Genomic DNA, 24,842 nt, shown 5'->3' with positions numbered 1-24,842 from the left:
CGGAAAAAACTACCACATGCGGCCATGAGCGCGACGGCCGGGGCGGTCGCGCGTCAGCCCCGGCTCATGCCCCGTCGAAGCGGTACAGGTCCATGGCGAGGAAGCCGGCATCGATGCCGGCATCGATGCGGCGCGCACCGAAGCTGTCCTCGCCGGCTGCGCCCATCGCGAAGAACAGCGGCAGCAGGTGCTCGTCGGTCGGGTGCGCGCGTTCGGCGAACGGCGCCTGCCGGCGGTAGTCGAACAGGGCCTGGCGATCATCGGCGGCCAGGCGCTGTTCCACCCATTCGATGAAGGGCCGCACGTACGGCGCTTCCTTGCCGTCCTGGTAGTCGCCCCAGTCGTGCAGGTTGTGGGTGATGCTGCCCGAGCCGACCAGCAGCACGCCCTGCTCTCGCAGTGGCGCCAGCGCGCGGCCCAGCGCGAACTGGTGCCCGGGGCCGAGCAGCGGCTGGATCGACAGCGGCACCACCGGGATGTCGGCTTGCGGGCGCAGCAGCCGCAGCGGCACCCACGCGCCATGGTCGAGGCCACGCTCAGGGTCGAGCGCCACCGGCAGGCCGGCAGCGGCGATGCGGCCGGCCACTTCTTCGGCCAGCGCCGGATCGCCCGGCGCCGGGTACTGCAGTTCGAACAGTGCGCGCGGGAAGCCGCCGAAGTCATGGATCGTCGGCGGCTGCGGATGCGCGCCGACCTGCGGCTGCCGCCCCAGCCAGTGCGCCGAGGCCATCACGATGGCGCGCGGCGTCGGCAGGTCGCGCGCCAGCTCGGCCAGGCGCACGCCGACCTGGCCCGGATGCAGGGCGGTCATCGGCGAACCATGGGAGATGTACAGCGAAGGCAGGCGGGACATGGAATCCTCCGGTTGCAGGGTCAGGCGGCGATCAGCGCGAACGCAGGGTCCACTTGCCGTCGCCGACCAGGAACAGCACCACCAGCGCCAATGCCCAGAACGCCGGGTATTCCCAGCCGCCGCCGGCATTGGCGAAACCGAAGCCGTTGGCGCCGTGCACGGTGACGATGGTGCCCAGCAGCAACGGGACGCCGGCCAGGCCCACCCAGCGCGCGTAGATGCCCAGCAGCAGCGCAGTGGTGATCACCAGCTCGGCGCCGATGGTGAGGTAAGCCAGCACGCCGGGCAGGCCCAGCGATTCGAAAAATGCCGCCGTACCGGCCGGGGTGAATACCAGCAGCTTGATCAGCGCATGGACCAGGAACAGCACGCCCAGGGCCAGGCGCAGCAGGGTGGCACCGTACGGGGCCAGCGGCGAGACAGGAGCGGTCGTGGTGTGCATGGCAAAGCACCTTGACGGGAGTGGAGACAGGTTATTGCGCCTTCATGAGACGATAAATACGATCGTTTGACCTTATTTATTTCAGAAGGCGCAACAATGGACACCCTCGAGGCGATGCGCGTGTTCGTAGCGGTGGTCGAGCGCAACGGCTTCAGTGCCGCCGCGCAGGCCCTGGACATGTCGACCGCCGGCGTCACCCGCCAGGTCGCGGCACTGGAAAAGCGCCTGTCCACCCGCCTGCTCCACCGCACCACCCGGCGGGTCAGCCCCACCAGCACCGGCGCCGCCTACTACGCCCAGTGCGTGCGCCTGCTGGCCGAGTTCGACGCGCTGGAGGCCAGCATCGGCGCGCAGGCGCTGGAACCCTCCGGCACGCTGCGCATCAACGCACCGGTCAGCTGGGGCATCGCCCGCCTTGGCCCGTTGCTGGCCAGCTACCGCGAGCGCTTCCCGCAGGTGGAACTGGACCTGGCCCTGTCCGACCGCCTGGTGGACATGGTCGAGGAAGGCTACGACGTGGCCATCCGCATCACCCGCGAGCCGAGCCCGGCGCTGATCGCGCGCCGGCTGGGCGAATCGCGGGTGAGCCTGTGCGCGGCGCCGTCCTACCTGGCTGCACGCGGCACCCCACAGACGCCGCAGGACCTGCAGGATCACGCGTGCCTGAGCTACAGCTACTGGGCCGCTGGCGACCACTGGCCGCTGCAGGGACCCGGCGGTGAAGTGAAGGTGGCGGTGAACAGCCTGCTGCACGCCAACAACGGCGACGTGCTGCGCGAAGCGGCGATCGCCGGCATGGGTGTGATCCTGCAACCCGACTTCCTGCTGAAAGACGCGCTGGCCGATGGCCGCCTGGTGCGCGTGCTACCGGAATGGGAGGCCTCGCCGATCGGCATCTTCGCGGTGTATGCCAGCCGTAGCCACCTGGCGCCGAAGGTGCGCAGTTTCATCAACCACCTGGTGGAGGCCGGGGTGTAGCCGAGTCTCGCGCTTGCCGGCCAGCGGCCGGCACTACCGTCATGCTTCCGTCTGATGCTTGCCGGCCAGCGACCGGCACTACCGTCATGCTTCAGTCGGGTAGTGCCGGCCGCTGGCCGGCAAATACGAAGCCCCGATCAGGCAGGGACTTCATCCAGCGCGTCGATGATCCGCTCCAGCGGCGCCGGCCGCCCCAGCAGGTAGCCCTGCACCTGGTCGCAGCCGTGCGCGGCCAGCCAGTCCAGCTGCCCCGGCGTTTCAACGCCCTCGGCGATGATGGTCAGGCCCATGCTGTGGCCGAGCGACAGCAATGCGCGGCAGATCGAGGCGTTGCGCGGATTGGTTTCCACGTCGGCGACGAAACTGCGATCGATCTTCAGGATGTCCAGCGGCAGGTGCTGCAGGTAGGACATGCTGGAATAGCCGGTGCCGAAATCGTCCAGCGACACGCGGATGCCCTGCTCGTGCAGGCGTTGCATGGTCTGCATCGCCTGCGCCGGCTTGCGCATCAGGCTGCTCTCGGTCAGCTCCACGTGCAGTGCGCCGCGGGCCAGTCCGAACTCCTGCTGGACGCGGGTGAATTCGGCCACCAGGTCGCTGTTGAAGAACTGCACTGCCGACACGTTGACCGCGATCGGCAGCTCGCCCCAACCGGCCTCGACCAACCGGCGCTGTGCCTTCGCCGCGGCGCGGATCACCCAGCGGCCCAGTGCCAGGATCAACCCGGTGTCCTCGCACAGCTGGATGAACTCGTTGGGCGGGATGAAGCTGCCATCGGCCTGCGGCCAGCGCAGCAGTGCCTCCAGCGCGGCCGGGCTGCCATCGCTGGCATGCCGGATGGGCTGGAAATACAGCTGGAACTCGTTGTCGATGGCGGCGTGGATGCGCCCGGCCAGGCGCAGGCGGTCGGCCAGCCGCGTGGTCACTGCCGCATCGAACCAGACCACCACGTTGCCCTCGGCACGCGCCGCGTGCGCGGCCTGTGCGGCCATGCCGATCACCTGCTCGGCGCTGTGGCCGTCACCGGCAGTGTGTACGGCCACACCGATGCGCGGTTCGAACTGGTGCAGCGAATCCTTGCCACGCATCGGCGCTGACACGATCTGCAGCAGGTCATCCAGCACGCGCTGGGTATCGTGCTCGGCCCCGATCGCGAACACGAAGTCTTCCGCCGGCTGGAATGCCAGCGTGCCGCAACGCGCCCCCAGTCCACCGAGCCGGGTCGCCATCGACTGCAGGACCGCATCGCCGATCTCGCGGCCCAGCGTATCGGCCACAAGCTGCAGGCCACGCAACTGCACGAAGGCGATGGTGTAGCCCTGCTGCTGCTCGTCCAGCTGTTCGGTCAGGGCGCGCACGTTGAGCAGGCCAGTGGCCGGGTTGTGCCGTGCCCGATAGGCCAGGTCGCGCTCGTAGGCCAGCCTTTCGCTGACATCCTCGGCCAGCACGAGGCACGCCGGCTGTCCATCGAAATCGAGTTTGGACAGGTGTGCGCGCACCTCGAACACACTACCGTCCTTGCGCCGGTGCAGGCGCACGGTCGCGTCCGGAGGATCGCCCACCTGTGCGCGCTGGATGGCACCACGCACCTCGTCCCAGCCTTCGCGCGGGCGGATGTCGAGGATGCTCATCGCCAGGAACTCGTCGCGGCTGTAGCCGTACTGGCGCACCGCAGCGTCGTTGACCTCGATGAAGCGCAGCGTATCCGGGTCGAATACCCAGAACGGCGCCGGATTGCGGTCGAACAGCAGCCGGAAGCGCCGTTCCACTTCGCTCATCTGCTCGCGCGCCTGATAGCGTTCGCTCAGGTCGGTCAGCGCGCCGATCATGCGCCGCTCGCTGTCGGCCACTTCCACCCGCTGCCCACGTGCGCCCACCCAGCGCACCTCGCCCCCGGGCAATACCAGGCGGAACACCTGGTCGAGCACGGCGCTGCCGGCGAATGCCTGGTCAAAGGCATGCTGCAGGCGCGCGGCATCGTCGCGATGCACGCGTGCGAAGAAATCGGCCACCGACAGCGCATCGGTCTGCACGCCAAAGATCTCGCGCGCCAGCGGCGACCAGCGCAGCAATGCGGCGTCCTCATCCACGTACCAGGTACAGACACGACCGACCTGATGCGCAAGACGCAGCTCGGCGTGGCCTGTTTTCAGCTCCTCGGCCATCGCCTGCTGGCTGCGGGTGCTGCGCCGCACGGCGTACAGCAGCACCAGCAACACCGCGATGTAAGCCAGTACGATCGCCACCGACGCCTGCAGGTACGGCCACCACGGCGCCAGTACGTCTTCGTCGGCCAGGCCGACCTGCACCGCCAGCGGGCTGTGTTCCAGCGTGCTGATGGTCATGATGCGCGGTACGCCGTCGACCACACCCGGCACGCTGCCCAGCTCGACCACCGCCTGCGTGCCGAGCAGGTCACGGCGCGGCAGGCCGTAGCGGCGGCCCACCGTGCCGTGCGGATCAGGCACGCGGGCCAGCATGTAACCCTCGGCATCGCTGATCGAGACCAGTCCGTTGGGGCCGACATCGAGGCCGCCGACGATGCGTTGCAGTTCGCCACAGCGCAGCCGTGCCAGCAGCCAGCGTTCGCCGGCCATCGGCAGCGCCAACGGCACCACCCAACCGCCATCGCTGGCCCGCTGCGGCGGGCCGATGTACAGGGCGCTGCCCTGGCCACGACGCTGCGGGTCGGTCCACAGCGGCAGCTGCAGGTCGCCCTCGCCGGCCGTCAACGGTCGGCCATGGCGGTCGAGCACGGCGATGCTGTGCAGTTCGGCATGCCGGCCCAGCACCCCGCCGATGGAGGCATCCATCAAGGCCGGCGCCTGCGCCGGCACGCTGCGGAACAGCTCGGCGGCGTCGGCGGCGATGCCGGACATGGCGCGCTCCAGGTTGCGCAGTTCCAGCGCCAGCAGGCGCTCGCTGCCCACCGCCAGCGCCCGGCTCTGCCGCTGTGCCGCTTCCAGGCGGCGGTGGTAGTCATTGACCAGCATGAGGGTCAGGCCGGTTACCAGCAGCACGCCCAGCAGCACTCCGCCCCAGGTAATGGCGCGCAGCGGGCGGGCCAACGCGCGTTTCAGCGCGGGCATCGGCGGGTGTTCCTTGTGCAGTCGGCTGGCTTCATGCGCGAACGAATCCTCCACGTCCCCGACCTCAACGGCCGGTGGACGCCATTCTTGACGCCTGACCCGCCGCCGCATGGCCACCTCCCCGTGTCCGCGCAGGGCTCCAGGGTCCAGCATGCACCACCCCGGTGACGGCGTGAAGATCGCGTCTGCGCGTTCAGCCAGATCCTGCACAGGACGGGCGGCGCAAGGACGCGGCCAGTGGCGCCGGAGCGGATTAGACTTGGGGTTTTCCGCTGCAAGAGAAGTCCATGTCCAAGCTGCGCCGTCCCACCCTGGCGCTGGCCATCGTTGCCAGCCTGTCCCTGGCCGCCTGTGACCGCCCGGCCGAACCGGCCGCCGGTGCCACCGCGCCGGCCGATGCCGCCCCCGCTGCGGCCAAGCCGATGCTGGGCAGTTTCGGCTTCGATGCCAGCGGCATGGATCGCAGCATCGCCGCCGGCGACGACTTCTTCGGCTTCGCCAATGGCACCTGGGTGAAGAACACCGAGATTCCGGCCGACCGCTCGCGCTTCGGCAGCTTCAACGTCATTGCCGAGAAGACCCTGGCCGACACCCGCGCCATCCTTGAAGGGGCGGCCGGCAACACCAAGGCCAGCGGTGACGACAAGCTGATCGGCGACTACTACGCTGCCTACATGGACGAAGCCGGCATCGAGCAGCGCGGCGTTGCACCCGTGGAGCCGCAGCTGAAGGCGATCGATGCGATCGCCGACAAGGCCGGGCTGGCCCGCGCCCTCGGCGGCGACCTGCGCGCCGACGTCGACCTGCTCAATGCCACCAACTTCTACACCGACCGCCTGTTCGGCCTGTGGGTGTCGGTGGACCTGCTGCAGCCGGACCGCACCGCGCCGTACCTGGTGCAGGGCGGGCTGGGCATGCCCGACCGCGATTTCTACCTGGGCGGCGGCCGCATGGCCGAGCTGCGCAAGCAGTACCAGGCCTACATCGCGCAGATGCTGCAGCTGGCCGGTGTGGCCGATCCGGCCGGCAAGGCGCAGCGCATCCTGGCACTGGAAACGAAGATCGCGCAGGCGCATGCCACCCAGGAAGAAACCAATGATGTGACCAAGGGTGCCAATCCGTGGACCCAGGCCGACTTCAATGCCAAGGCGCCCGGCATGGACTGGAACGCCTTCCTCGACGCGGCCGCGCTGGGCAAGCAGCAGGACTTCATCGTGTGGCAGCCCAAGGCCGTGGCCGGCCTGTCCAGGCTGGTCGCCACCGAGCCACTGGAGGTGTGGAAGGACTACCTGGCCTTCCACGCGCTGGACCGTGCCGCCGCCTACCTGCCGAAGAAGTTCGCCGATGCCCGCTTCGCCTTCCATGGCACCGCGCTGAGCGGCACGCCGCAGCAGAGCGACCGCTGGAAGCGCGCCGTGGATGATGCCAACCATGCCGTCGGCGAAGCGATCGGCAAGCGCTATGTCGAGAAGCACTTCGACGCGAAGACCAAGGAACGCGCGGACGAGATGGCCAAGAACATCATCGCCGCCTTCGCCAAGCGCATCGACGCGTTGGCGTGGATGTCCCCGCAGACCAAGGCGAGCGCCAAGGCGAAGGTGGCCGGCCTGACCGTGGGCATGGGCTATCCGGAAAAGTGGCGCGACTACACCGGCCTTGAGATCCGCCGTGATGACCCGCTGGGCAATGCGCAGCGCGCCGAGCTGTTCGAGTACCAGCGCAACATCGCCAAGCTGGGCAAGCCGGTCGACCACAGCGAGTGGGCGATGCTGCCGCAGACCATCAACGCGATGAACGTACCGCTGGAGAATCGCCTGGTGTTCCCGGCCGCGATCCTGCAGCCGCCGTTCTTCGACGGCGCCGCCGACGACGCGGTGAACTACGGTGCGATCGGCGCGGTGATCGGCCACGAGATCAGCCATGGCTTCGACAACGCCGGCGCGCTGTTCGATGAAACCGGCAAGCTGCACAACTGGTGGACCGCCGAGGACCTGAAGCAGTTCAACGCCGCCGGTGATGCGCTGGCCGCGCAGTTCAGCAGCTACGAGCCGTTCCCCGGCGTGCATGTGAACGGCAAGCTGACCCTGGGCGAGAACATTGCCGACGTGGCCGGCCTGGGCACCGCCTACGATGCCTACCAGCTGTCGCTGCAGGGCAAGCCGGGCCAGACCCTGGAAGGCTTTACCCCGGACCAGCGCTTCTTCCTCGGCTTCGCCCAGGCGTGGCGCAGCAAGAGCCGCGAGCAGGCGCTGCGCAACTCGCTGCTGACCGATGTGCATGCACCGGGCCAGTTCCGCGCACTGACCGTGCGCAACATCGACGCCTGGTACCCGGCGTTCGAGGTGAAGGAAGGCCAGAAGCTGTACCTGGCCCCGGACAAGCGGGTCAAGGTGTGGTGATGTAACCGGAACGGGCGCCGCAAGGCGCCCGTTTCACTTGCGGGTAGCTGCCAACCTTGGTTGGCGCTTCCGCGGCACCGCGAAAAGCGTGCCAACCAAGGTTGGCACCTACCAGGCAACCGCGGGCCACTCGCGCAGGATCTCCACCGGCGCGCCCATGCGTGCACAGGCGCGGCTGGCGAGGCCGTCGGGCAGCGCACGGCGGAACAGCGGCGCCATGCCCTGCATCAGCTTCGCAGACGCCGCAGCCTGGGCGCGCTGACGGCCACTGCGTGCAAGCATGCCTTCGGCCCAGTCCGGCAGCAGCGCCGCACCCGCACCGAGGAACACCTCGCGCGACAGGCCCGGCACCGGTACCGGCAGGCGCACCCCGGACAGCACCTCCAGCACCTCGCGCGAGCGCTCATCCACACGCAGCTCCGGCTGACGTGCACAGAAGTACGCCGCCACTTCCGCTTCGCTGCGCGGCACATCCACCGCGCCCAGTGCCTCGGCCACGCAACGGTACTCGTCGTAATAGCGATCGGCGATGTGCGCCGGCACCTCGCGCCCGTAGCGTCGGAACCCCTGCAGGAAACCGAAGGCTTCGGTCACGTGCACCCAGGTCAGCAACTGCGGATCGTCGGCGGCGTAGGGCTCGCCCTGCGCGGTCTGGCCGCGGATCTGCGCATGGATGCGGCGCACCCTGGCCACCAGCGCCTCCACCTCGCCGCTGGGCGCATAGCTGGTGCCGGCAACGAAGGCCGTGGTGCGGCGCAGCCGACCCACCAGGTCCTGGCGGAAATTGGAGTGGTCATAGACCCCGGCCAGCGCGCGTGGGTGCAGGGTCTGCAGCATCAGCGCGCACAGGCCACCGGCGAGCATCGAGGGAAATTCGGCGTGCAGCCGCCAGGTGACGCTGTCCGGGCCGAACCAGCCCGGGTCGCCCTGCGGATGGTCGTAGTCGATACCACTCTGGCCGCGCGGGAAGGCGTCCAGTACCCAGCGTCGGATCGGCGCCGTGACGGGGCGGGAGAGTCGCTGCAGCAAAGCCGGCATCACAGGTCCAGGAGAGGCGGAAGAACAGTCGCGTCTTGCGCGGTTGGCTCCGATTCTCGGCGATCACGCCTCCGGCGGCGAGCCTCCCCGCTCAGCGACGGTTTCATGTGCGGTCGCAGCACGTTTCACCCTGCGACATCCTGTCGCAGGCCGTGACTGCGCTGCTGCATTGCATCAATTTTCACTCCCGCCGGTCAAACCCTTGCGCCGCTTGGCATTGCCCCCATTGCACGGCTCGCTGGAAGTGCTAGAACTGGATCCGCCACACCGTCCAATGCTGATCGACGCACGTTCCACAAGGAGCCAGCCATGATTGCCTTGTTCAAGGGTTTGGGAATTCTGCTTCGCGACAACGAGCTCTACAGCAGCCCGTTCGACAAACAGGTGGCGCACTGGCGCAACCTCAGCGAGCAGCAGATCCGCGATGAAGTGGCTGTGCTGGCCCAGGCCAAGTGCCAGTGGCTGATCGCCTCGATCGTCGGCTGGCAGGCGGCCTCGCTGCTGATCCTGGGCCTGATCGCCAACTACCTGTGGCGCGACGACTTCCATATCACCTTCACCCGCGTGGTGATCGTGTTCGGCTCGTGGGTCTCGATCCTGTTCGTGATCTGGTTCATGGCCAACATGTTCGATCAGCAGGCCGGCTTCGAGCGCTGGATGAAGGCGTTCAACAGCCGCGCCCGCATCAGTTCCAAGGCCGACAGCGTGGAGCACGTGGCCGAGGCGCTGGACCTGGCCGAGCACTACCCGGAAGTGCTGGACTATAAGCAGGCGGTCACCGCCAGGCGCGAACTGCGCCACGAGGACATCCGCATCATGACCGAGATCGGCCGGATGAAGCAGCACTCCGAACTGGTCGGCCGCCTCAACCATGTGGGCGAGACCGAGCACCATCACGACCTGACACTGCAACCTGCCTACTGAGCCTTCAGGGAAGCGGGGGGACCCACACTGCCACCGTGATCACTCACGGTGGCAGTGTTCTATCGGGTCCTGGCTGACGCACTGGCGGAAGCCGTTGGGTAGCCCAGGCATGGCCTCGGTCTTGCCTGCTGCAACGGCAAACCGGCGCAGCGGCGGTGTGGTGCACGCGGCATCGGTGCTGCACGCTGGGTCCAGCACCAGGTAATGGCAGTGGCCACTGCTGCTGGCAATGCACTGAAAGCGCGCCTTGCCATCGACCACCGTACTCTTGCTGTACAGCGTGTCCACGCCGTTGGCATGGGTGCGGGTGATCGAGGTGTTGCGGGATTTTTCGCAGCCGGCCAGTGCCAGCACGGCAACGCACGCAATCAGCAGACGGGACATGTTCATTCCTCGGTGCAGGGGGATGCGGCTGCGGCTACATGCCGCGGAACAGGCTCATGAACGGCTGGCTGACCACCAGCGTCTCCGTGCGCCCGCGCAGGCGCAGCACGCCGCGCCCGGTATCGTCGCGGCTGACCGCCGCCACTGCCTTCATGTTGACGATGGTCGAACGATGGATCTGGCGGAAGTGCTGCGCATCGAGCACTTCCAGCAGCTCGCGTAATGGCGTGCGCAGCAGGCTTTCGCCGCTGGCGGTGACCACGGTCGTGTACTTGTTGTCCGCGCGGAAGTACGCCACGTCTTCCAGCATGATCAGCTGCGTCTCGCGCCCGTTGCTGGCGGTGATCCAGGCCAGTGGCGGGCGCTCGGCCGCGCCCTGCGACGGGCCCAGCCGCTGCAGCAGGCGCTCGAGCACGGCATCGTCCTGGCGCGTCGATGGCAGCCGCGACAGGATGCGTTCGCGGGTGGCCAGCAGGCGCTCGTCGCTGACCGGCTTCAACAGGTAATCCATCGCGCCCTGCTCGAACGCATCGATGGCGTACTGGTCGTAGGCGGTGACGAACACTACCTGGGTGCGCGGGCTCAGCTCGGACAGCGCGCGTGCCACCTCGATGCCGCTGATGCCAGGCATGCGGATATCGAGAAAGGCGATGTCCGGCTGCTTCTCGGCCAGCTGCTCCAGCGCGCTGGCGCCGTCCTCGCACTCGGCCACCAGCTTCAGGTCCGGCCACAGCCGGCGAAGTTGCTCCACCAGCGACTGCCGCAGCAGTTCTTCGTCTTCAGCGATCAGTGCCTCAAGCGGCATGGCTGCGCTCCTTGTGCGACTGCGGCAGGGTCATGGTCGCTGCCACGCCACTGGGGAAGTTGGCGACGATCGCCACGCCGGCCTGCTCACCACAGGTCAGGCGCAGGCGCTCGCGCAGGTTCTTCAGGCCGATGCCGGTACCACTGGTGCCCTGGCCGAAGCCGAGCCCATCGTCGGCCACGGTCACCGTCACGTGGTCATCGAAGCCGCGCGCCAGGATCCAGATCGTGCCTCCGCCGGGCTTGGGTTCAAGGCCATGCTTGATCGCGTTTTCCACCAGCGTCTGCAGCGCCATCGCCGGCAGGTGCACGCCATGCAGTTCGCTGGGCACCTGCACTTCCACCGCCAGCCGTGCGCCCATGCGGATGCGCAGGATCTCCAGGTAGGCGCGGGTGCGTTCCAGCTCCACGCCCAGCGTGGACACCGATTCGTCCACCTGTGGCAACGAGCTGCGCAGGTACTGGATCAGGTGGCCGAGCATCTGCTCGGCCCGTGCCGGGTCGGTGCGGGTCAATACCTGCGCGTTGGCCAGCGTGTTGTAGAGGAAGTGCGGTTCCACCTGCGCATGCAGCAGGTTCAGCCGCGCCACCGACAGTTCCTTTTCCACCTGGGTCTGTTCGGCCGCAGCCTGTTCGTCGCGGCGCTGGTCGGCGACGCGGCGACTGATCGCACGGGTGACTGCTTCAGCGTTCTCGAAGTTGCTGCCCTCGTCCAGCGCCAGCAGGTCGGCCCACCAGCCGGCATCGGGTTCGAACAGCAGGGTAACGGTGCTGGTGCCCTGCCCCGGCGTGACCGTTGCCAGCACGCTGTTGCGCTTGATCGCCAGCCGCGCAGGCAGGTTCCAGCGCGACGGCTGGCGGCCATTCCAGAGATCGACCCGGCGCACATAGGCGCGCACCTGCAGGCTGCCGGCCGAGCTTTCCACGTCTTCCACGCGGGGTAGTTCGGAGATTGCCGCCTCCACCACCGAGAAGGCGTGGCCGGCGTCCATCGGCAGTTCGATCTGGCGGCGCTGGCGACCGGACAGGGTGGTGGCGTCCAGGCGACCGGTTACCAGCCAGACCCGGCGGATGTGGGTGATGGCACTGCCCAGCGCGGAAATGATCAGGAACATCGCCAGCAGGCCGAAAATCCAGCCCGGGCCATCGTTCATGCCACTGAAGATGCCGCTCCAGACCATGCCAGCGACGAACAGCGCCGCAGCCCAGGCCAGCAGGTGACGGAACAGGAGTGAGAGGCTGGCGAACACGGCGGCGCCTTGGAGGAAGGGGGTGAGCCGAGCATAGGGCGGCCGGCCGGGCAAGCAAGCGGCCTGCGACGAAGGGCCGGAAAGTGCGGATGGAAGCCGTTCTGGTAGTGCCCTGCCGCTGGCCGGCATCCCGTTATGTCCGCAAACCTGGCAGCAGTGCCGGCCAGCGGCCGGCACTACCGGTGCTTCTTACTTGCGCTGGCCGGCGCTGGCGTCACGCACGGCGCGGAACGACTCGTCCTTGCTCCAGTTCGGCCAGGCACGGGAGTTGGCCAGCTGGTTGCCCAGCGTGTACAGCACTTCCAGGTCGCGGGCGGCACCGGCGAACACCCAGTCCGGCTGCCATTCGTCGCCCTGCTGGTGGTAACGCTTGGCGGTGTAGTCCTCGGAGGCTTTCTTGCCTGCGGCGACGCCACCGTCCACCCAGTCCTGGCCGGCCGACCAGGACAGCGCCGGCACGCCACGCTTGGCGAACGGGAAGTGATCGGAGCGGAAGAACAGGCCCGCTTCCGGCTTCGGGTCCGGCGTGTAGCGGATATCCCAGCCCTTGGCCACGTCCTTCAGCTGGTCCAGCAGCTCGAAACGCGCGGCGCCGTAGATGCCGAAGTCACGCGACGGGCCGAACGGCGCCATGCCGTCCATGTTGATCACCGCCACGGTCTTTTCCAGCGGGTACAGCGGATGGGTGGCGTAGTACTCCGACCCCAGCAGGCCCTTTTCCTCGGCGGTGACCGCCAGGAACAGCAGCGAGCGCTCCGGGCGCTTTTCCTTGGCGAAGCCACGGGCAAGCTCGATCAGCGAGGCGGTACCGCTGGCGTTGTCCAGTGCGCCGTTGAAGATGCGGTCGCCACGCGCGTCCGGCTCGCCCACGCCGATGTGGTCCCAGTGCGCGCTGTAGATGATCGTCTCGTCCGGGTGGCGGCTGCCTTCCAGGCGTGCGGCCACGTTGTGCGAGGTGATCACTTCGGTCTTCACCGCGTACTTCGCGTCCAGGCTGGCGCCGGTCAGCGGCACCGGGGTGAAGTCGCGCTGCTGCGCCTTCTTCTTCAGCGCCTCGAAGTCCTGCCCGGCGGAGCGGAACAGCTCCACCGCCAGGTCGCGCTGGATCCAGCCTTCCAGCAGCGGGTGGCTTTCGGCCGGGTTGTCGCGCACCACGTCGAACATGGTGTTGGTGTTGGAACCGGCCACGGTGGCCCAGCCATAGGAGGCCGGTGCGGTCTCGTGCACGATCAGCACGCCCAGTGCACCCTGGCGCGCGCCTTCCTCGTACTTGTAGGTCCAGCGGCCGTAGTAGGTCATGCCCTTGCCGTCGAAATCACCCTGGCCGGTCTCGAAGTCCGGATCGTTGATCAGTACGACGGCGATCTTGCCCTTCAGGTCCACGCCCTTGAAGTCGTCCCAGTTGCGCTCCGGCGCTTTCACGCCATAGCCGAGGAACACCAGCGGGGCCTTGCTGATGTCGACGTTGCTGGCGCCGTTCATGGCGGCGCGCACGGCAATCTGCTTGCCCTGCTCCAGCGCAACGGTCTTGCCGCCCTGGTGCAGCGCCAGCTGCGGTGTGCCGACGATGTCGCCCTTGCGCAGCGGCACGGCCTGGGTCCACAGGCGCTTGCCGTCCTTCAGGTCGCCGCCCGGCTGCAGCCCGGCATCGGCGAACTGCTTGCTGAGATAGGCGATGGTCTTCTCTTCGCCGGCGGTGGCCGGCGAGCGGCCTTCGTAGGCGTCGGAGGCCAGTTCCTTGACGTCGGCGGAGATCCGCGCGCCATCGAATTTCGGGGTGGCCGCCATCAGTGCGCTCGACACCGACAGGGCCAGCACGCCCAGTACCACTCGTTTCATTGCTCTCTCCAGCAGGGAAATCCTTCTGGAGTGTAATGGGATTCGGCAGGGCTGCGCCCTGCGCCTGCCGAAACAACGGCAACAGCCGAAGCAACAGCAAAAGCTGGTTTCCTGAGGGTAGGCGGGGTGGGTCCGGCTGCTGTTGGTGGGGTCTCGACCTTGGTCGACACGAACGGAAACACGAAGGGGTCAGATCCCTTTCCCGGCAGGAAAGGGTTCTGACCCCATCTGTGTGTCGCTTGGGCGTGTTACCAGTTCGGGTCTTCGGCCGGGGCGGCAGCAGGTTTGGGCTTCGGCTTGGCCACCGGGCGCGCGGCGGTAGCCGGTGCTGCCGAGGCCGTTGCGCCAGCAGCGGCGGCAGCCGGCTTGCTGCCCAGCTTCTGGCGCAGTTCGATCTGGCCCGGACGGAAGCCGCCGCGCATCGCGTCAACGCCATCTTCGATGGTGCCGTACGAGGTCTGCGCAGCCACGCGGTCGATGCGGATGGTGCAGCACGGGTGTTCGCTGCGGCCCAGCGAACGGCCGGTCTGCGGGTCCTTCAGTTCCTCGCCCAGGCGCACGGCCTGCCAGCGCTGGCCGGCCTGCACGGTGTCACCGCCCTGGCTCAGCACCACCTGATCACCGTCCACCGACACCACCGATACCGGGAACAGCGTGGTGACGATGCTGGTGCCGATCTGGCCGGACAGCGATTCCATCATCGCCGCAGCCATGTTGCGGCCGTTGACCACACGCGGCAGGGTGCTCGGGCCGGTCGAGGCCAACTGGTGGTCGAAGCTGTCGGACATCACCACCTGGCCGGTGGTGGCGTTGATCAGGCGCAGGGTGATGCGGCCGCCACCGGAATACGAGGTCACCTGGCGGTCGGACATGCGCAGGTTGCGCACGCTGCGCGGGTACTCGAAGCGTTCGATGGTCGGGATCAGGATCAGGTCGGTCGCCAGCTGCTGGCCGACGCGGGCAGTGTCCTGCAAACGCACGTTGCCGCTGTTGATGTGGTCGATCTCGGCCTGCAGTTCGTCGCCGAACTCGCGATCCAGCACGATGAAGCGCTGGGTATGGGTCAACGTGTCGGACAGGCGTGCGCGGATCGCGTCGGCCACTTCATCGGCGCTCACGCGGCCATCGCCCACGGCATAGCTGCCGGCCTTCGTACGCGGCAGCGCGACCACGATCTTCGGCTTGCCCTGCTCGTCCGGTGCGCGGTACTGGGCGATCTGGGCACGCACGCGTACCTTCCAGTAGCTGCGCATGCTGCGGTGGGTCACGTCGGAATCGAACGAGCTTGCGCCACGCTTGGCATCGACGCTGACCTTCTCGTCGTAGCTTTCCCTGACGCTGGCCGAGGCACCGCCGCCCTTGGCCGTGGCTTCGCCAGAGGCGCTGGCAGAGGCCGAGCCCTTGAAGCTCCAGCCTTCATCGCTGGCGCGCACGCGGGCGATGGTTTCCTCGTCCAGCTGCCGCACTTCGTCCTGCGACAGGATTTCATAGCCCAGCACCGCGCCCTGCGAGCCGGCGATCATCTGCTGGGTGAACGCGTCGGCGCGGATATCGCCGACGTGTTCATCATCCACGTCCACATGCAGGCCTGCGCGCAGGCTCTGCATCTGGCTGGCCACGCGTACGCCGTTGACCTGCGCCACCGCCGACTGCAGCGCCGCCAGCACCGCCAGTTCCGGGGTGCTGCCGATGCCGTCGGCCTCGCGCGCGACCTGGGTGGTGCCGCCGAAATCCGGCGTGCCACGCAGGGGCGCTGCTTCCACTGGCGCATTGCTGGCCAGTGCACTGGTTGCCTTGTCCTTGGCGGGTGTGGGCGCATCGGCGGCCGGGGTGTCCTGCTTGCCGCAGGCTGCAAGCAGCACGGCAGCCAGGCCCAGGCCGATCAAACGGGAGGTCGTACGCATGGGGTTGATCCTCGGATCAGATCGAGTCGAGCATCGAATCGGCGTTCGACGGCACCTTCACCTTGCTCTTCTTGGCGAAGGTCACGGCCGACTTGGTCGAGCCGTACAGGCCCTGGATGAAGCCCGGCGATTCCTTGGCCACCCATGCACCGGCAGCCAGCTTGCGGCCGACGGTGGCCATCTGGGTGGCGCCCAGGTTCTTCATGCCGGCGGTGAAGTTGCTGGCTTCGCCGCCCAGCTTCTGCGCTTCGGCAGCCGACGCCAGCAGCGAGACCAGGCCTTCGGCATAGTGCTGCTTGGATTCAGCGTTCAGCTCCGGCTGCGCGGCCTGGCGCTCGTCGATCGCGGCCTGAGCGGCTTCGCTGACCGACACCGACTTCTTCATCGCATCGACGCTGACCGAACCCGACGACAGCGCCTGGCGCTCGGCTTCCAGCAGCTGCACCTGCTCGGCCAGGCCGAAGGCACGGGCGAACGAGGTCTGGGCCTGCAGCGAGTGCGACTGCGAGCTGACGAAACGACGCACCAGTGCTTCCTGCGCGGCTTCATCCGGTGCGGCGGCGCTGGAGGCGCTGCTGCTGGAGGTACCGGTGGCGGCGCCGGCCAGGTCCTTCAGCTTGCCCAGGCCAGCGTGCGCCGGCATCGACAGGGTGGCGGCCGCGATGGCCAGGACAAGAGCGGTATTGCGGATCATGTGAGAGTCCTTTGGGAGAGACGGCCGCGGTGCGGCACGTGGGGAATCGGTGAGCCCCGGGGCGATGCCGAGCGCGCTCGGCACCCACCGGGGCGGCGGATCAGCGGACCGCCTTGACGTTCAGTTCGTTGATCATCTGCTGGGCGGCCTTTTCGGCAGCCAGCTGCAGGGCATTGGTACGGGCCACGGTTTCATTCGGGCCGGTGCCGGAGAACTGCACCGGGCCGACCGACGACACGGTGCGCGGGAAACGACCGGTCACATCCAGCACCTTGCCGGTGACGGTGACGAACACGCGGGTGTTGCCACTGGCCGGATCACGGTCGCGCATGCCGATGTCGAGGGTGCCGACGGCGATGTACGGAATGTTGGCCGCACGGATGCCGTTGGCGGTGTCACGCAGGGTGGCCGGGGCCAGGTCGTTGCCGGTGCTGAAGTCCTTGCGGATGCGCTCGATGCTGAGCAGGCCACGCGATTCGCCTTCCACGTATTCGGCTTCAACCACTTCGTAGCCCGCGGCGCTGAAGGCCCCGGTCATCGCGGTGTTGACCTCGGCGGCGTTGGCCACCTTCCAGGTGATGTTGTCGGCGCGCGCGGTGGTGCTGCCGCCGCTGGTGACCGACACCGAACCATTCTGGTTGATGCTGCCGTTGGTGCTGACCGAGTTGCCGCGGAAGCTGTCGCCCTCACGGGTGTTCTCGCTGTAGCTGCTGCTGGCGTCGACGCGGCGGTATTCCTTGTCCTGGAACGACTGCACGGTGTCCTGCGAGCGCGCCATGAACAGGAAGGTCAGCAGCGAGCGCTGCGCGGCGGTGGCACCGGCCACGGCCGAACCCGCATCCAGCTTGGTCTGCAGCAGGGTGGTGTTGATCTCGGCACGGACGGTGACGGTGTAGGTCTTGGCTTTCTTGTCTTCGGTGTCCGACAGCGGCACGGCGCTGAGCACGTAGCGGTCGATCTCACCGATGAACTCGGCGCGGCGCGCTTCGAACAGGCGCAGCTTGGCCGCACCGGTTTCGGCGATGTACGCCTCCAGGGCATTGACCTTGGCCTTGTTCAGGGCCTGGGCACGGGTATCGGCACTCAGGCGCAGGCCGTAGCTGGCCGAGCCGGTGCCGCGCGAACTCGCGGTCTGCGCAGCGACCGGCGAGGCCACCACCAGCGCGATGAGGATGAGCAGGATGGTACGCATCAACGACATGACTTGATCAACTCCTGAAGGGCTTGGGTCTGCTGCTGCAACGGGCGGCCGCCCGGCTTCTGTTCGTCCAGCCAGGCGCGCGAATCGGCACGCTTGGCGGCGGCGCCGGCGAAGGCGTCGAGCCCGGCCAGCAGGGTTTCGTAGCTGGCCGACCACTGGTCGACCTGCCACTGCGTGGCCGGCACCACCTTGGTGGCGCCCTTGCGCAGCGGCTGTTCGAAATAGACCTTCCCCGAGAACGGCTCGGTCACCCTGGCGGTGAAGAAGGCGCCGAACAGCATCGTCTTCATCGCCGGGGTTTCCTCGATCACACCGCTCTTCAGTGCATCGACCTGCAGGTTGATGACGTAGTCGGGCTCGGGAATCTTCAGCTGGTAGACCTTGCCGTCGGCAAAGCGGGCAGCCATCGCGCCACCGATCGCCTGGCCCGAGGCCGGCGGCAGCAGCCCGACGCCGGTGTTGGACGACAGCGTCTTGGACAGTTCATGGGCGAGGGTGGCGCGCAGCGGCGCTTCCCACTTCGGGTCGGGCAGCTTGGCGCGGACCGCGTCGGACAGGGTTACACCACCGACCTGCAGACGGCGCACCGCCGCGTCGGGCAACCTGGCTTGGGCGAGGCTGGCCGCCAGCACCTGCGACAGGCTGGTATCGGCGCCGCCATACAGCAGATCGGCGACGATCGCGTCGATATCGTCGTTGTCCGGTCGGTAATCCTGCACGTCGATGCGCTGCAGGGTCAGCGGATAGGACGCGATCACCTGGCGCTCGCGGAAGTCGAAGAACAACGCCTGCAGCGCCACTTCCACCAGCACCTTGTACTGGTCGCCGATCGGCTCGACCGAGGCCAGTTCGCGGTCCAGCGCGGCGGCCAGCACGGTGGCGCTGGTGGTGCCGTCGAGCATCGCCACCGGCTGGTCGATCAGCTCCAGATGGGCCGGTTCGCGGCGCTTGAGCGACTGCGCCAGCGTCTGGTTCAGCGGAATCAGGCCACGCCGTTCCAGCACCGCATGCGCATGTGGGGTGGTCGCCTGCACGGCGGCGGCGTCAGCGGTATAGGCAAAACCGGCCCAATAGGCCTGCTGCGATTTGTCCGCGGCCTGCACGGCCATCGGCCATACGGCCAGGCACAGGGCACAGGCAAGCAGGCGCGCAAAAGCGCGCGATGCGCTCTTCGTCCTTGAATACATCCAACCGCTCCTCGGTCAATACGCACGGAATGCGGGCGCTGATGCGTCCGCTGGGCGCGAAACATAGCCGCTAAGGCGCGCGGCGACAAGTGCTGTCCTTGTCGGCTCAGTCCGTGGGGGGCAGGCCCGCCCGTTGCCGCAACAGTCCGCGCTCGGCCTGGTTCTGGCTGAGCCGAGCCGCCTCGCCAAAAGCGTCACGCGCATCCTGCTCGCGCCCCAGTGCCTGCAACAGCTCGCCACGCACCACCTGCAGCGGCGCGTAGTCACGCAGGCGCGCGTCGACCAGCAAGGGCTGCAGCTGCGCCCAGGCGGCAAAGGGACCGTCGCTGCGCAGGATCGCCACCACCCGGTTCAATGCCACCACTGGCGAAGGCTGCACCTGCAGAAGCTGTGCATAGAGCGCAGCAATGCGCGGCCAATCGGTATCCTCGGGGCGGCGCGCCGCTGCATGGCAGGCCGCAATGCGCGCCTGCAGCACGTAGGGATCGTCGCCACCACCCGCGGCCAGCGCACGCGCCAGCACCTGCTGCCCACGTTCGATCTGCAGCCAATCCCAGCGTGCGCGGTTCTGCTGGTCCAGCAGCACCGGCACGCCCTGCGCGTCCACCCGCGCCGCTGCGCGCGAGGCCTGCAGCTCCATCAGCGCCAGCAGGCCCAATACCGGCGGCACCGGCAACCGATGGGCCAGGATGCGGGCCAGCCGCAGCGCTTCCTCGCACAGCGTCGGGCGCATCCAGTCGTCGCCGGCGCTGGCCGCATAGCCTTCGTTGAACACCAGGTAGATCGCCTCCAGCACCGAGGCCAGGCGCTCCGGCATCGCCTCCGCGCGCGGCACTTCATAGGGCACCTGCTTCTGCGCCAGGGTGCGCTTGGCGCGCACGATGCGCTGGGCGATGGTCGGTTCCGGCTGCAGGAACGCGCGCGCGATCTCCACGGTGGTCAGGCCACCGAGCAGGCGCAGGGTGAGCGCCACGCGCGCATCGGCCGGCAGCACGGGATGGCAGGCCACGAACATCAGCCGCAGCAGGTCATCGCCCAGGTCGTCCTCCAGCGCCTGGCTGTCATCGGGTGCCGGCAGCGCCGCCGGATGCAGTTCCTCGCCCCATTGCGCGTGCTGCTGAGCCACACGTTGGTGCTGGCGCAGCACATCGATGGCACGGTTGCGCGCGGTGGTCATCAGCCAGGCTCCGGGGTTGTCCGGGATGCCCTGCTCCGGCCAACGCTCCAGCGCGGCCAGCCAGGTGTCCTGGGCCAGTTCCTCGGCACGGCCGACATCGCCACCGAGCAGCCGCGCCAGGCGCGCGATCAGCACTGGCGACTCCATCCGCCAGAGGGTTTCCAGACGCTGCGTCAGTGCGGGCTCGAGCATGCGCCGATCACAGCACGCAGGCCCGGCCCGCACAAGCGCCGCAGCTCACGCTTCAACAATCGGCTTGAAGCCGCCCCAGAACATGCGCTTCGTATCGAACGGCATGTCCTTCGGGCCCAGCGACGCCAGTCGCGGGTCGGCCATCACCTTTGCGTTGATGCGGTCGCGTGCCGCGCGCGAGCGGAACACCACGAAGGCGACGATCACCGTCTCGCCCGGTTTCGCCTTGACCGCGCGCGGGAACGAGGTGCTCTTGCCCGGCTCCACATCGTCGGCCACGCATTCCATGTACTGCAGCGCGCCATGGTCCTTCCACACCGCGCCGGCCTTGCGGGCAAGGCGGCGGTAGGCCGCCACCTTGTCCTGCGGGCACGGCAGCACGTAAGCGTCCACGTAAGCCATGCGGGTTCTCCTGCGGCGGCCGTCAGCCCGGCTCGCCGTCCATGTGTGCGATCTCCCAGAGATGGCCGTCCAGGTCCTGGAAGCCACGCTGGTACATGAAGCCGTAGTCGCGCGCCGGCTGCGGTTCGCTGGCGCCGGCGGCCAGGGCCTTGTCCACCAACTCGTCAACGGCCTTGCGACTGGGTGCCGAGAGTGCGTTGATCACTTCGGTGTGGGTGTGCGCGTCGGCAATCGGCTTGTTGGTGAACTGCTGGAAAAAGGGCTGGGTCAGCAGCATCACGTAGATGCTTTCGCTGATGACCATGCCGGCCGCGTCGTCGTTGGTGTAGGTCGGATTGAAGCTGTAGCCCAGCGCGGTGAAGAACGCCTTGGACTTCTCCAGGTCCTGCACGGGCAGGTTGACGAAGATCATCTGCGGTTGTGGTGCACTCATCGTTGAAGCTCCTTGTGGATGACAGAGGCGGGATCAGGGCTGCTTCATGCAGTTGACCATCCACGGCTTGCCGTAACGGTCGATCAGCATGCCCCAGCGATGTGCCCAGAACGTTTCGCCGATCGGCATCTGCACCTGGCCACCTTCGGCCAGCGCGGCGAACACGCGTTCGGCTTCTTCGATGCTGTCGACATCGACATTGATGGTGGTCGAGCCGCCCTCGCCGCCGCCGGGGCCGTCGGCTGCCATCAGGATGGCGTTGCCGATCTCGAGCTGGCTGTGCGCGACGTGGTCGAGGGTTTCCGGCGGCATTTCGTTGCAGCCCGGCGAGCCATCGGAGGGCGGCATGTCGCGGTACTTCATTTCCGAGGTGACCTGGCCACCGAGTGCCTTGGCATAGAACGCCATTGCCTCGTGGGCCTGGCCGCTGAAGCCGAGGAAGGGAATCAGTCTCATGGCAATACTCCGTTGTGCGGTTCAGGGTGGTAGTGCCGGGGCGTGCCCGGTTGGGAGAGGAATCGGGTCAGCCTTCCAGCTGTGCACGCAGACGCTGTTCCTGCTGCTGTAATTCGGGGGTGAAGGCTTCACCAAAGTCTTCTGCGGAGATCAGGGGACGCAGTTCCAGCGTGCCGCCCTCGCCGAACGGCGCACGGCTGGCCCATTCAACGGCCTCGTCCAGCGACCGCACCTCCCACAGCCAGAAGCCGGCGATCTGTTCGCTGGCAGGACCGAACGGACCGGCCTCGACCTTGGGTGCCCCGGCGCCGAAATGAATGCGACGGCCGCGCTGGGTGGCGTGCAGGCCTTCACCGGCCAGCATGATGCCGGCGGCCACCAGTTGTTCGTTGAAGGCGCCCATTTCGGACAGTTCCTGTTCGCTGGGCATGCGGCCGGCTTCGGAGTCGGCGTTGGCCTTCACGATCACCATCACTTTCATTTTGGTCTCCCGTGGGACGCGCGGTGCGTGCCCTTCACTGGGTACAACGAACCAGGGGACTGGGAATCGACACGTCTGTTGGAAATTTTTTTTCTTCCGCGGAAAGCGCGCCTTCGGCGAGGGTCGGCGAAGGCGCCGCTTCCCGCGCTGCAACATGCCCGTGCGCAATCCTGCGCGATCATGGGCACCCGCCCCCGCCAGGACCATGCCATGCAGCAGTACCTGCTTCTGATCTACATCGAGCCTGCCCTGCTGCAGGCCCTGCCCACCGAAGAATTCAACGCGCTGATGCGCGACTGCCTGGCCCACGCCGACAAACTGCAGGCCGAAGGCACGCTGCTGGCCGCACAGAAGCTGCAGCCGGTCGACACCGCGCAGACCCTGCGCGTGCGTGATGGCCACAGCCGCGTACTGGATGGCCCCTTCGCCGAGACCCGCGAACTGCTGGCCGGCTTCAACCTGATCGTAGCGCGCGACCGCGACGACGCCATGCGCATCGCCCGCGATTTCCCGTGGGCACGCTTCGGCAGCATCGAAGTGCGGCCGCTGGAAGACATGGACGCCGAGCGCGAACGCTGCGGCGCCCCGGCTGCGGCTATGGCAGCAGCCGTACCCTGATCTCGCGCGGACCGACGCCTTCGTTGCCGCTGTAGTCGCGCACGCTGGCGCGCACGACGTACTCGCCCGGCGGCAACGCCGCCGGCTGCCAGCGTCCGGTTTCCATCAGGCCATCACGCACGGTGTTGGTGGCCAGGTAGCGGAACCGGGTCACCGCGCTGCCATGCACGGTGATGCCGCTGTCCGGTGCGTAGGCCACGCGCACTGCTTCCCGCTGCGGCGGCATGCGGTTGAACACGATGTTCCAGCGCGGCTGCTCGTAGCCCTGCAGCGGTTGTCCCGTAGCATCGAGGATCTGGTAACCCACCTGGTACATGCCCAGGCGGCGTCGTGGCAGATTGTTGTCGACCTGGTCCCAGGCCTCCACCACGATCTGCACGCCACGCCCCTGCCGCGCAACCATCACCACGCCATCGCTGCCTGCGGCCATCGGCTGGTCGTTGTCGTCCAGCAGTGCTACATCAGTGATGCGCGGTGCGAAGTGATCGGCGTAGTTATGGAAGCCAAGCGCCACCGCATTGGTCTCGAAACCACCGGTGCCCACCGCCAGGTGCACGTGCGCCTGGTTGTTGATGCTGCCCAGGCGGTCACCCACGTGGATGCGCATGCCACGGCGCACGCGCATCCGCTGCAGCTTGCCCTGCTCGTCGTACAGCGCCTGCCAGCGCGCGTCGAACGGCACATCGCGCGGGGTGCGGCCGACGCGCATGTGGATGTACTTGAGGCGGTCCACCGCAAGGCCCTCGGCCTGCTCGCCCAGGTTCCAGGCCGCCACCGGGCTGCTGATCTTGCCATCGGCAATCGCCAGCACGGTCTGGCCCACATCACCGCGCACGTCGAAGCCGCCATGCAGGTGGTGGCGGCTCTCACCGCTGAAGTTGCCGCGCACTTCGCCCAGGGTGCCGACCACTTCGTGCCAGCCGTCCTGCGGTGCGAGCGGCCAACGGCCCCCCGTCTTCGGCAGCGCGGCATCAGCGGCCGGGCCGACCAGTGCCGGTGCCGGCAGTTCGCCCACCGGCAGCGGGCGCAGGCGATGCAGGCGGTAGCCTGCGGCGTCGGCCACCAGCACGCTGCCATCGGCATCCATCGCCAATCCACTGGGGCGGGCCAGGCGCGGCAGGCGACCATTGCCGACCAGCGCGATCTGGTGGCCCTGCGGCGTCACCTGCACGATGCGGCCATCCAGATCACCCACGTACAGCACGCCGTCGTGGGTGGTGGCCAGCGACAGCGGCCCATTGATCACGCCACCGGCGGCGACCACGGTGCTGACCGTGCCATCGGCCCCCACCCGGCGCACGGCGTTGTTGAACAGATCGGCCACCAGCAACGCACCCTGCGCGTCGAAGGCCAGCGCCACTGGCGTATCGAAACGCGCAGCGGCGCCCACGCCATCGGCAAAGCCTGGCCGATCACCACCAGCCAGAGTGCGCACACTGCCATCGGTACCGATCACCCGGATGCGGTCATTGAACGTGTCCGCCACGTAGACCTGGCCCTGCGCGTCCACCGCAACGCCCATCGGTGCATCGAAGCGGGCCTGCGTGGCCGGGCCGTCGGCGTGGCCCTGTTCGCCACCGGCCAACGTGGTCACCTGGCCATCGGTGCCGATGCGGCGGATCGCATGGTTGCCGGTGTCGGCCACGTACAGGTTGCCCTGCGCATCGCCGGCAATGCCCGAGGGCGTATTGAAGCTGGCCTGCAGCGCAGGGCCATCGACACGGCCCTCACCCTGCCCGGCCACGGTTTCAACGCGGCCATCGGGCAGGCGGCGGCGGATCCGGTTGTTGTCACCGGCATCGGTGAAATAGACACTGCCATCGCTGCCGCGCAGCAGTGCATACGGGTCGGCGAAGCGCGCCTGCGCGGACGCACCGTCGCGGTCACCGGGGTGGCCATCACCCGCCAGCGGCTCGATCTGCGCGGTCCAGGCCAAGGGCGTGGGCACCGGGCCGGCAGGGCCGGCCAGCGTTTTCAGCGGGGTGTCCCACCAGGTTGCAGCCAAGCCCACCGCCGTTGCCAACGCCACCCCTGCCGCCATCCATTGCCACCGTGCCATCGTGTTGCGCTGCCTCTGCCTGCTGCTTGAAGAGGCAC

The 24,842-nt window shown here is 67.9% G+C and carries 22 protein-coding genes; 4 read left to right on the top strand and 18 right to left on the bottom strand.

Annotation, left to right across the window (positions count from 1 at the left end):
• Positions 1-64: 64 nt before the first annotated feature.
• Together ROV93_RS10495 and ROV93_RS10490 are read right to left on the bottom strand one after the other, a co-directional pair.
• A complete protein-coding gene (locus ROV93_RS10495) occupies positions 65-853 on the bottom strand; it encodes a class III extradiol ring-cleavage dioxygenase (RefSeq protein WP_072167728.1) in 789 nt (262 codons plus the stop codon).
• Positions 854-884: 31 nt separating this feature from the next.
• Positions 885-1,295: a DoxX family protein gene (locus ROV93_RS10490; protein WP_061478627.1), complete on the bottom strand. Its 411-nt coding sequence runs from the start codon at positions 1,293-1,295 to the stop codon at positions 885-887.
• Positions 1,296-1,391: 96 nt separating this feature from the next.
• Between ROV93_RS10490 and ROV93_RS10485 the strand changes: the two genes are divergently transcribed.
• The gene (locus tag ROV93_RS10485; RefSeq protein WP_072167727.1) at positions 1,392-2,273 is read left to right on the top strand and encodes a LysR family transcriptional regulator; all 882 of its coding nucleotides are present in this window, start codon (positions 1,392-1,394) and stop codon (positions 2,271-2,273) included.
• Positions 2,274-2,410: 137 nt separating this feature from the next.
• Here the strand turns inward: ROV93_RS10485 and ROV93_RS10480 are convergent, their stop codons facing one another.
• On the bottom strand, positions 2,411-5,473 hold the full coding sequence (locus ROV93_RS10480) for an EAL domain-containing protein (RefSeq protein WP_312540212.1): 3,063 nt from the start codon (positions 5,471-5,473) through the stop codon (positions 2,411-2,413).
• A 176-nt stretch (positions 5,474-5,649) separates the two neighbouring features.
• Here ROV93_RS10480 and ROV93_RS10475 point away from each other — a divergent pair, with 176 nt between their 5' ends.
• A complete protein-coding gene (locus ROV93_RS10475; protein ID WP_072167725.1) occupies positions 5,650-7,761 on the top strand; it encodes a M13 family metallopeptidase in 2,112 nt (703 codons plus the stop codon).
• 108 nt (positions 7,762-7,869) lie between these two features.
• Here ROV93_RS10475 and ROV93_RS10470 read toward each other — a convergent pair whose 3' ends face one another.
• Positions 7,870-8,799: an oxygenase MpaB family protein gene (locus ROV93_RS10470; protein WP_072167724.1), complete on the bottom strand. Its 930-nt coding sequence runs from the start codon at positions 8,797-8,799 to the stop codon at positions 7,870-7,872.
• Between the two features lie 309 nt (positions 8,800-9,108).
• On the opposite strand from ROV93_RS10470, the gene ROV93_RS10465 reads away from it, so the two are divergent.
• Positions 9,109-9,723 carry a hypothetical protein gene (locus ROV93_RS10465; RefSeq protein ID WP_049411437.1) on the top strand — a complete coding sequence of 205 codons (615 nt, stop codon included), beginning with the start codon at positions 9,109-9,111 and terminating at the stop codon, positions 9,721-9,723.
• Between the two features lie 39 nt (positions 9,724-9,762).
• Here ROV93_RS10465 and ROV93_RS10460 read toward each other — a convergent pair whose 3' ends face one another.
• From ROV93_RS10460 to ROV93_RS10400, 13 genes are all read right to left on the bottom strand, one after another.
• On the bottom strand, positions 9,763-10,107 hold the full coding sequence (locus ROV93_RS10460) for a hypothetical protein (protein ID WP_072167816.1): 345 nt from the start codon (positions 10,105-10,107) through the stop codon (positions 9,763-9,765).
• Between the two features lie 34 nt (positions 10,108-10,141).
• Positions 10,142-10,912 carry a LytTR family DNA-binding domain-containing protein gene (locus tag ROV93_RS10455; RefSeq protein ID WP_088496427.1) on the bottom strand — a complete coding sequence of 257 codons (771 nt, stop codon included), beginning with the start codon at positions 10,910-10,912 and terminating at the stop codon, positions 10,142-10,144.
• Positions 10,902-12,161 (bottom strand): histidine kinase, encoded by a 1,260-nt coding sequence (locus ROV93_RS10450; RefSeq protein ID WP_072167723.1) that lies wholly within the window; start codon positions 12,159-12,161, stop codon positions 10,902-10,904. Before ROV93_RS10450 ends, ROV93_RS10455 begins: the two co-directional genes overlap by 11 nt.
• A gap of 189 nt (positions 12,162-12,350) precedes the next feature.
• Positions 12,351-14,000: a M28 family metallopeptidase gene (locus ROV93_RS10445; protein ID WP_072167722.1), complete on the bottom strand. Its 1,650-nt coding sequence runs from the start codon at positions 13,998-14,000 to the stop codon at positions 12,351-12,353.
• Positions 14,001-14,248: 248 nt separating this feature from the next.
• Positions 14,249-15,904: a CsgG/HfaB family protein gene (locus ROV93_RS10440; protein WP_072167721.1), complete on the bottom strand. Its 1,656-nt coding sequence runs from the start codon at positions 15,902-15,904 to the stop codon at positions 14,249-14,251.
• A 16-nt stretch (positions 15,905-15,920) separates the two neighbouring features.
• Entirely contained in the window at positions 15,921-16,598 is a 678-nt protein-coding gene (locus ROV93_RS10435; protein WP_005415096.1) for a hypothetical protein, read from the bottom strand.
• Positions 16,599-16,698: 100 nt separating this feature from the next.
• Complete coding sequence (locus ROV93_RS10430; RefSeq protein ID WP_061478618.1) at positions 16,699-17,799, bottom strand: hypothetical protein; 1,101 nt, start codon at positions 17,797-17,799, stop codon at positions 16,699-16,701.
• The gene (locus tag ROV93_RS10425; protein ID WP_312539645.1) at positions 17,790-18,986 is read right to left on the bottom strand and encodes a hypothetical protein; all 1,197 of its coding nucleotides are present in this window, start codon (positions 18,984-18,986) and stop codon (positions 17,790-17,792) included. The genes ROV93_RS10430 and ROV93_RS10425 overlap by 10 nt, the downstream gene beginning before the upstream one ends.
• A 106-nt stretch (positions 18,987-19,092) precedes the next feature.
• Entirely contained in the window at positions 19,093-20,355 is a 1,263-nt protein-coding gene (locus tag ROV93_RS10420) for a sigma-70 family RNA polymerase sigma factor (RefSeq protein WP_072167719.1), read from the bottom strand.
• Between the two features lie 45 nt (positions 20,356-20,400).
• Positions 20,401-20,757 carry a DUF1428 domain-containing protein gene (locus tag ROV93_RS10415; protein ID WP_032128771.1) on the bottom strand — a complete coding sequence of 119 codons (357 nt, stop codon included), beginning with the start codon at positions 20,755-20,757 and terminating at the stop codon, positions 20,401-20,403.
• 22 nt (positions 20,758-20,779) lie between these two features.
• On the bottom strand, positions 20,780-21,190 hold the full coding sequence (locus ROV93_RS10410) for a VOC family protein (RefSeq protein WP_005415091.1): 411 nt from the start codon (positions 21,188-21,190) through the stop codon (positions 20,780-20,782).
• Positions 21,191-21,223: 33 nt separating this feature from the next.
• On the bottom strand, positions 21,224-21,646 hold the full coding sequence (locus ROV93_RS10405; RefSeq protein WP_061478615.1) for a VOC family protein: 423 nt from the start codon (positions 21,644-21,646) through the stop codon (positions 21,224-21,226).
• A gap of 67 nt (positions 21,647-21,713) precedes the next feature.
• Positions 21,714-22,127 (bottom strand): YciI family protein, encoded by a 414-nt coding sequence (locus ROV93_RS10400; protein ID WP_032953878.1) that lies wholly within the window; start codon positions 22,125-22,127, stop codon positions 21,714-21,716.
• A 210-nt stretch (positions 22,128-22,337) separates the two neighbouring features.
• On the opposite strand from ROV93_RS10400, the gene ROV93_RS10395 reads away from it, so the two are divergent.
• Positions 22,338-22,745, top strand: coding sequence for a YciI family protein (locus tag ROV93_RS10395; protein ID WP_049413606.1), 408 nt, complete (start codon positions 22,338-22,340; stop codon positions 22,743-22,745).
• Here ROV93_RS10395 and ROV93_RS10390 read toward each other — a convergent pair.
• Positions 22,723-24,804: a gluconolaconase gene (locus ROV93_RS10390; RefSeq protein WP_072167718.1), complete on the bottom strand. Its 2,082-nt coding sequence runs from the start codon at positions 24,802-24,804 to the stop codon at positions 22,723-22,725. The genes ROV93_RS10395 and ROV93_RS10390 overlap by 23 nt on opposite strands.
• Positions 24,805-24,842 lie beyond the last annotated feature (38 nt).

Origin of the sequence: Stenotrophomonas maltophilia group sp. msm4, assembly GCF_032025605.1 — a bacterium.
Classification (GTDB): domain Bacteria; phylum Pseudomonadota; class Gammaproteobacteria; order Xanthomonadales; family Xanthomonadaceae; genus Stenotrophomonas; species Stenotrophomonas sepilia.
Note: the sequence above shows the minus strand (reverse complement) of the source record. Positions and strands in the feature narration are given on the sequence as shown.

Bases quoted from the DNA above. Each gene is read 5' to 3' on its own strand.
- ROV93_RS10435 (WP_005415096.1), bottom strand. From the start codon at position 16,598: ATGATCCGCAATACCGCTCTTGTCCTGGCCATCGCGGCCGCCACCCTG.
- ROV93_RS10440 (WP_072167721.1), bottom strand. From the start codon at position 15,904: ATGCGTACGACCTCCCGTTTGATCGGCCTGGGCCTGGCTGCCGTGCTG.
- ROV93_RS10430 (WP_061478618.1), bottom strand. From the start codon at position 17,799: ATGTCGTTGATGCGTACCATCCTGCTCATCCTCATCGCGCTGGTGGTG.
- ROV93_RS10390 (WP_072167718.1), bottom strand. From the start codon at position 24,804: ATGGCACGGTGGCAATGGATGGCGGCAGGGGTGGCGTTGGCAACGGCG.
- ROV93_RS10410 (WP_005415091.1), bottom strand. From the start codon at position 21,190: ATGAGTGCACCACAACCGCAGATGATCTTCGTCAACCTGCCCGTGCAG.
- ROV93_RS10395 (WP_049413606.1), top strand. From the start codon at position 22,338: ATGCAGCAGTACCTGCTTCTGATCTACATCGAGCCTGCCCTGCTGCAG.
- ROV93_RS10480 (WP_312540212.1), bottom strand. From the start codon at position 5,473: ATGCGGCGGCGGGTCAGGCGTCAAGAATGGCGTCCACCGGCCGTTGAG.
- ROV93_RS10485 (WP_072167727.1), top strand. From the start codon at position 1,392: ATGGACACCCTCGAGGCGATGCGCGTGTTCGTAGCGGTGGTCGAGCGC.
- ROV93_RS10455 (WP_088496427.1), bottom strand. From the start codon at position 10,912: ATGCCGCTTGAGGCACTGATCGCTGAAGACGAAGAACTGCTGCGGCAG.
- ROV93_RS10425 (WP_312539645.1), bottom strand. From the start codon at position 18,986: ATGTATTCAAGGACGAAGAGCGCATCGCGCGCTTTTGCGCGCCTGCTT.
- ROV93_RS10470 (WP_072167724.1), bottom strand. From the start codon at position 8,799: ATGCCGGCTTTGCTGCAGCGACTCTCCCGCCCCGTCACGGCGCCGATC.
- ROV93_RS10400 (WP_032953878.1), bottom strand. From the start codon at position 22,127: ATGAAAGTGATGGTGATCGTGAAGGCCAACGCCGACTCCGAAGCCGGC.
- ROV93_RS10495 (WP_072167728.1), bottom strand. From the start codon at position 853: ATGTCCCGCCTGCCTTCGCTGTACATCTCCCATGGTTCGCCGATGACC.
- ROV93_RS10475 (WP_072167725.1), top strand. From the start codon at position 5,650: ATGTCCAAGCTGCGCCGTCCCACCCTGGCGCTGGCCATCGTTGCCAGC.
- ROV93_RS10415 (WP_032128771.1), bottom strand. From the start codon at position 20,757: ATGGCTTACGTGGACGCTTACGTGCTGCCGTGCCCGCAGGACAAGGTG.
- ROV93_RS10405 (WP_061478615.1), bottom strand. From the start codon at position 21,646: ATGAGACTGATTCCCTTCCTCGGCTTCAGCGGCCAGGCCCACGAGGCA.
- ROV93_RS10420 (WP_072167719.1), bottom strand. From the start codon at position 20,355: ATGCTCGAGCCCGCACTGACGCAGCGTCTGGAAACCCTCTGGCGGATG.
- ROV93_RS10465 (WP_049411437.1), top strand. From the start codon at position 9,109: ATGATTGCCTTGTTCAAGGGTTTGGGAATTCTGCTTCGCGACAACGAG.
- ROV93_RS10490 (WP_061478627.1), bottom strand. From the start codon at position 1,295: ATGCACACCACGACCGCTCCTGTCTCGCCGCTGGCCCCGTACGGTGCC.
- ROV93_RS10445 (WP_072167722.1), bottom strand. From the start codon at position 14,000: ATGAAACGAGTGGTACTGGGCGTGCTGGCCCTGTCGGTGTCGAGCGCA.
- ROV93_RS10460 (WP_072167816.1), bottom strand. From the start codon at position 10,107: ATGTCCCGTCTGCTGATTGCGTGCGTTGCCGTGCTGGCACTGGCCGGC.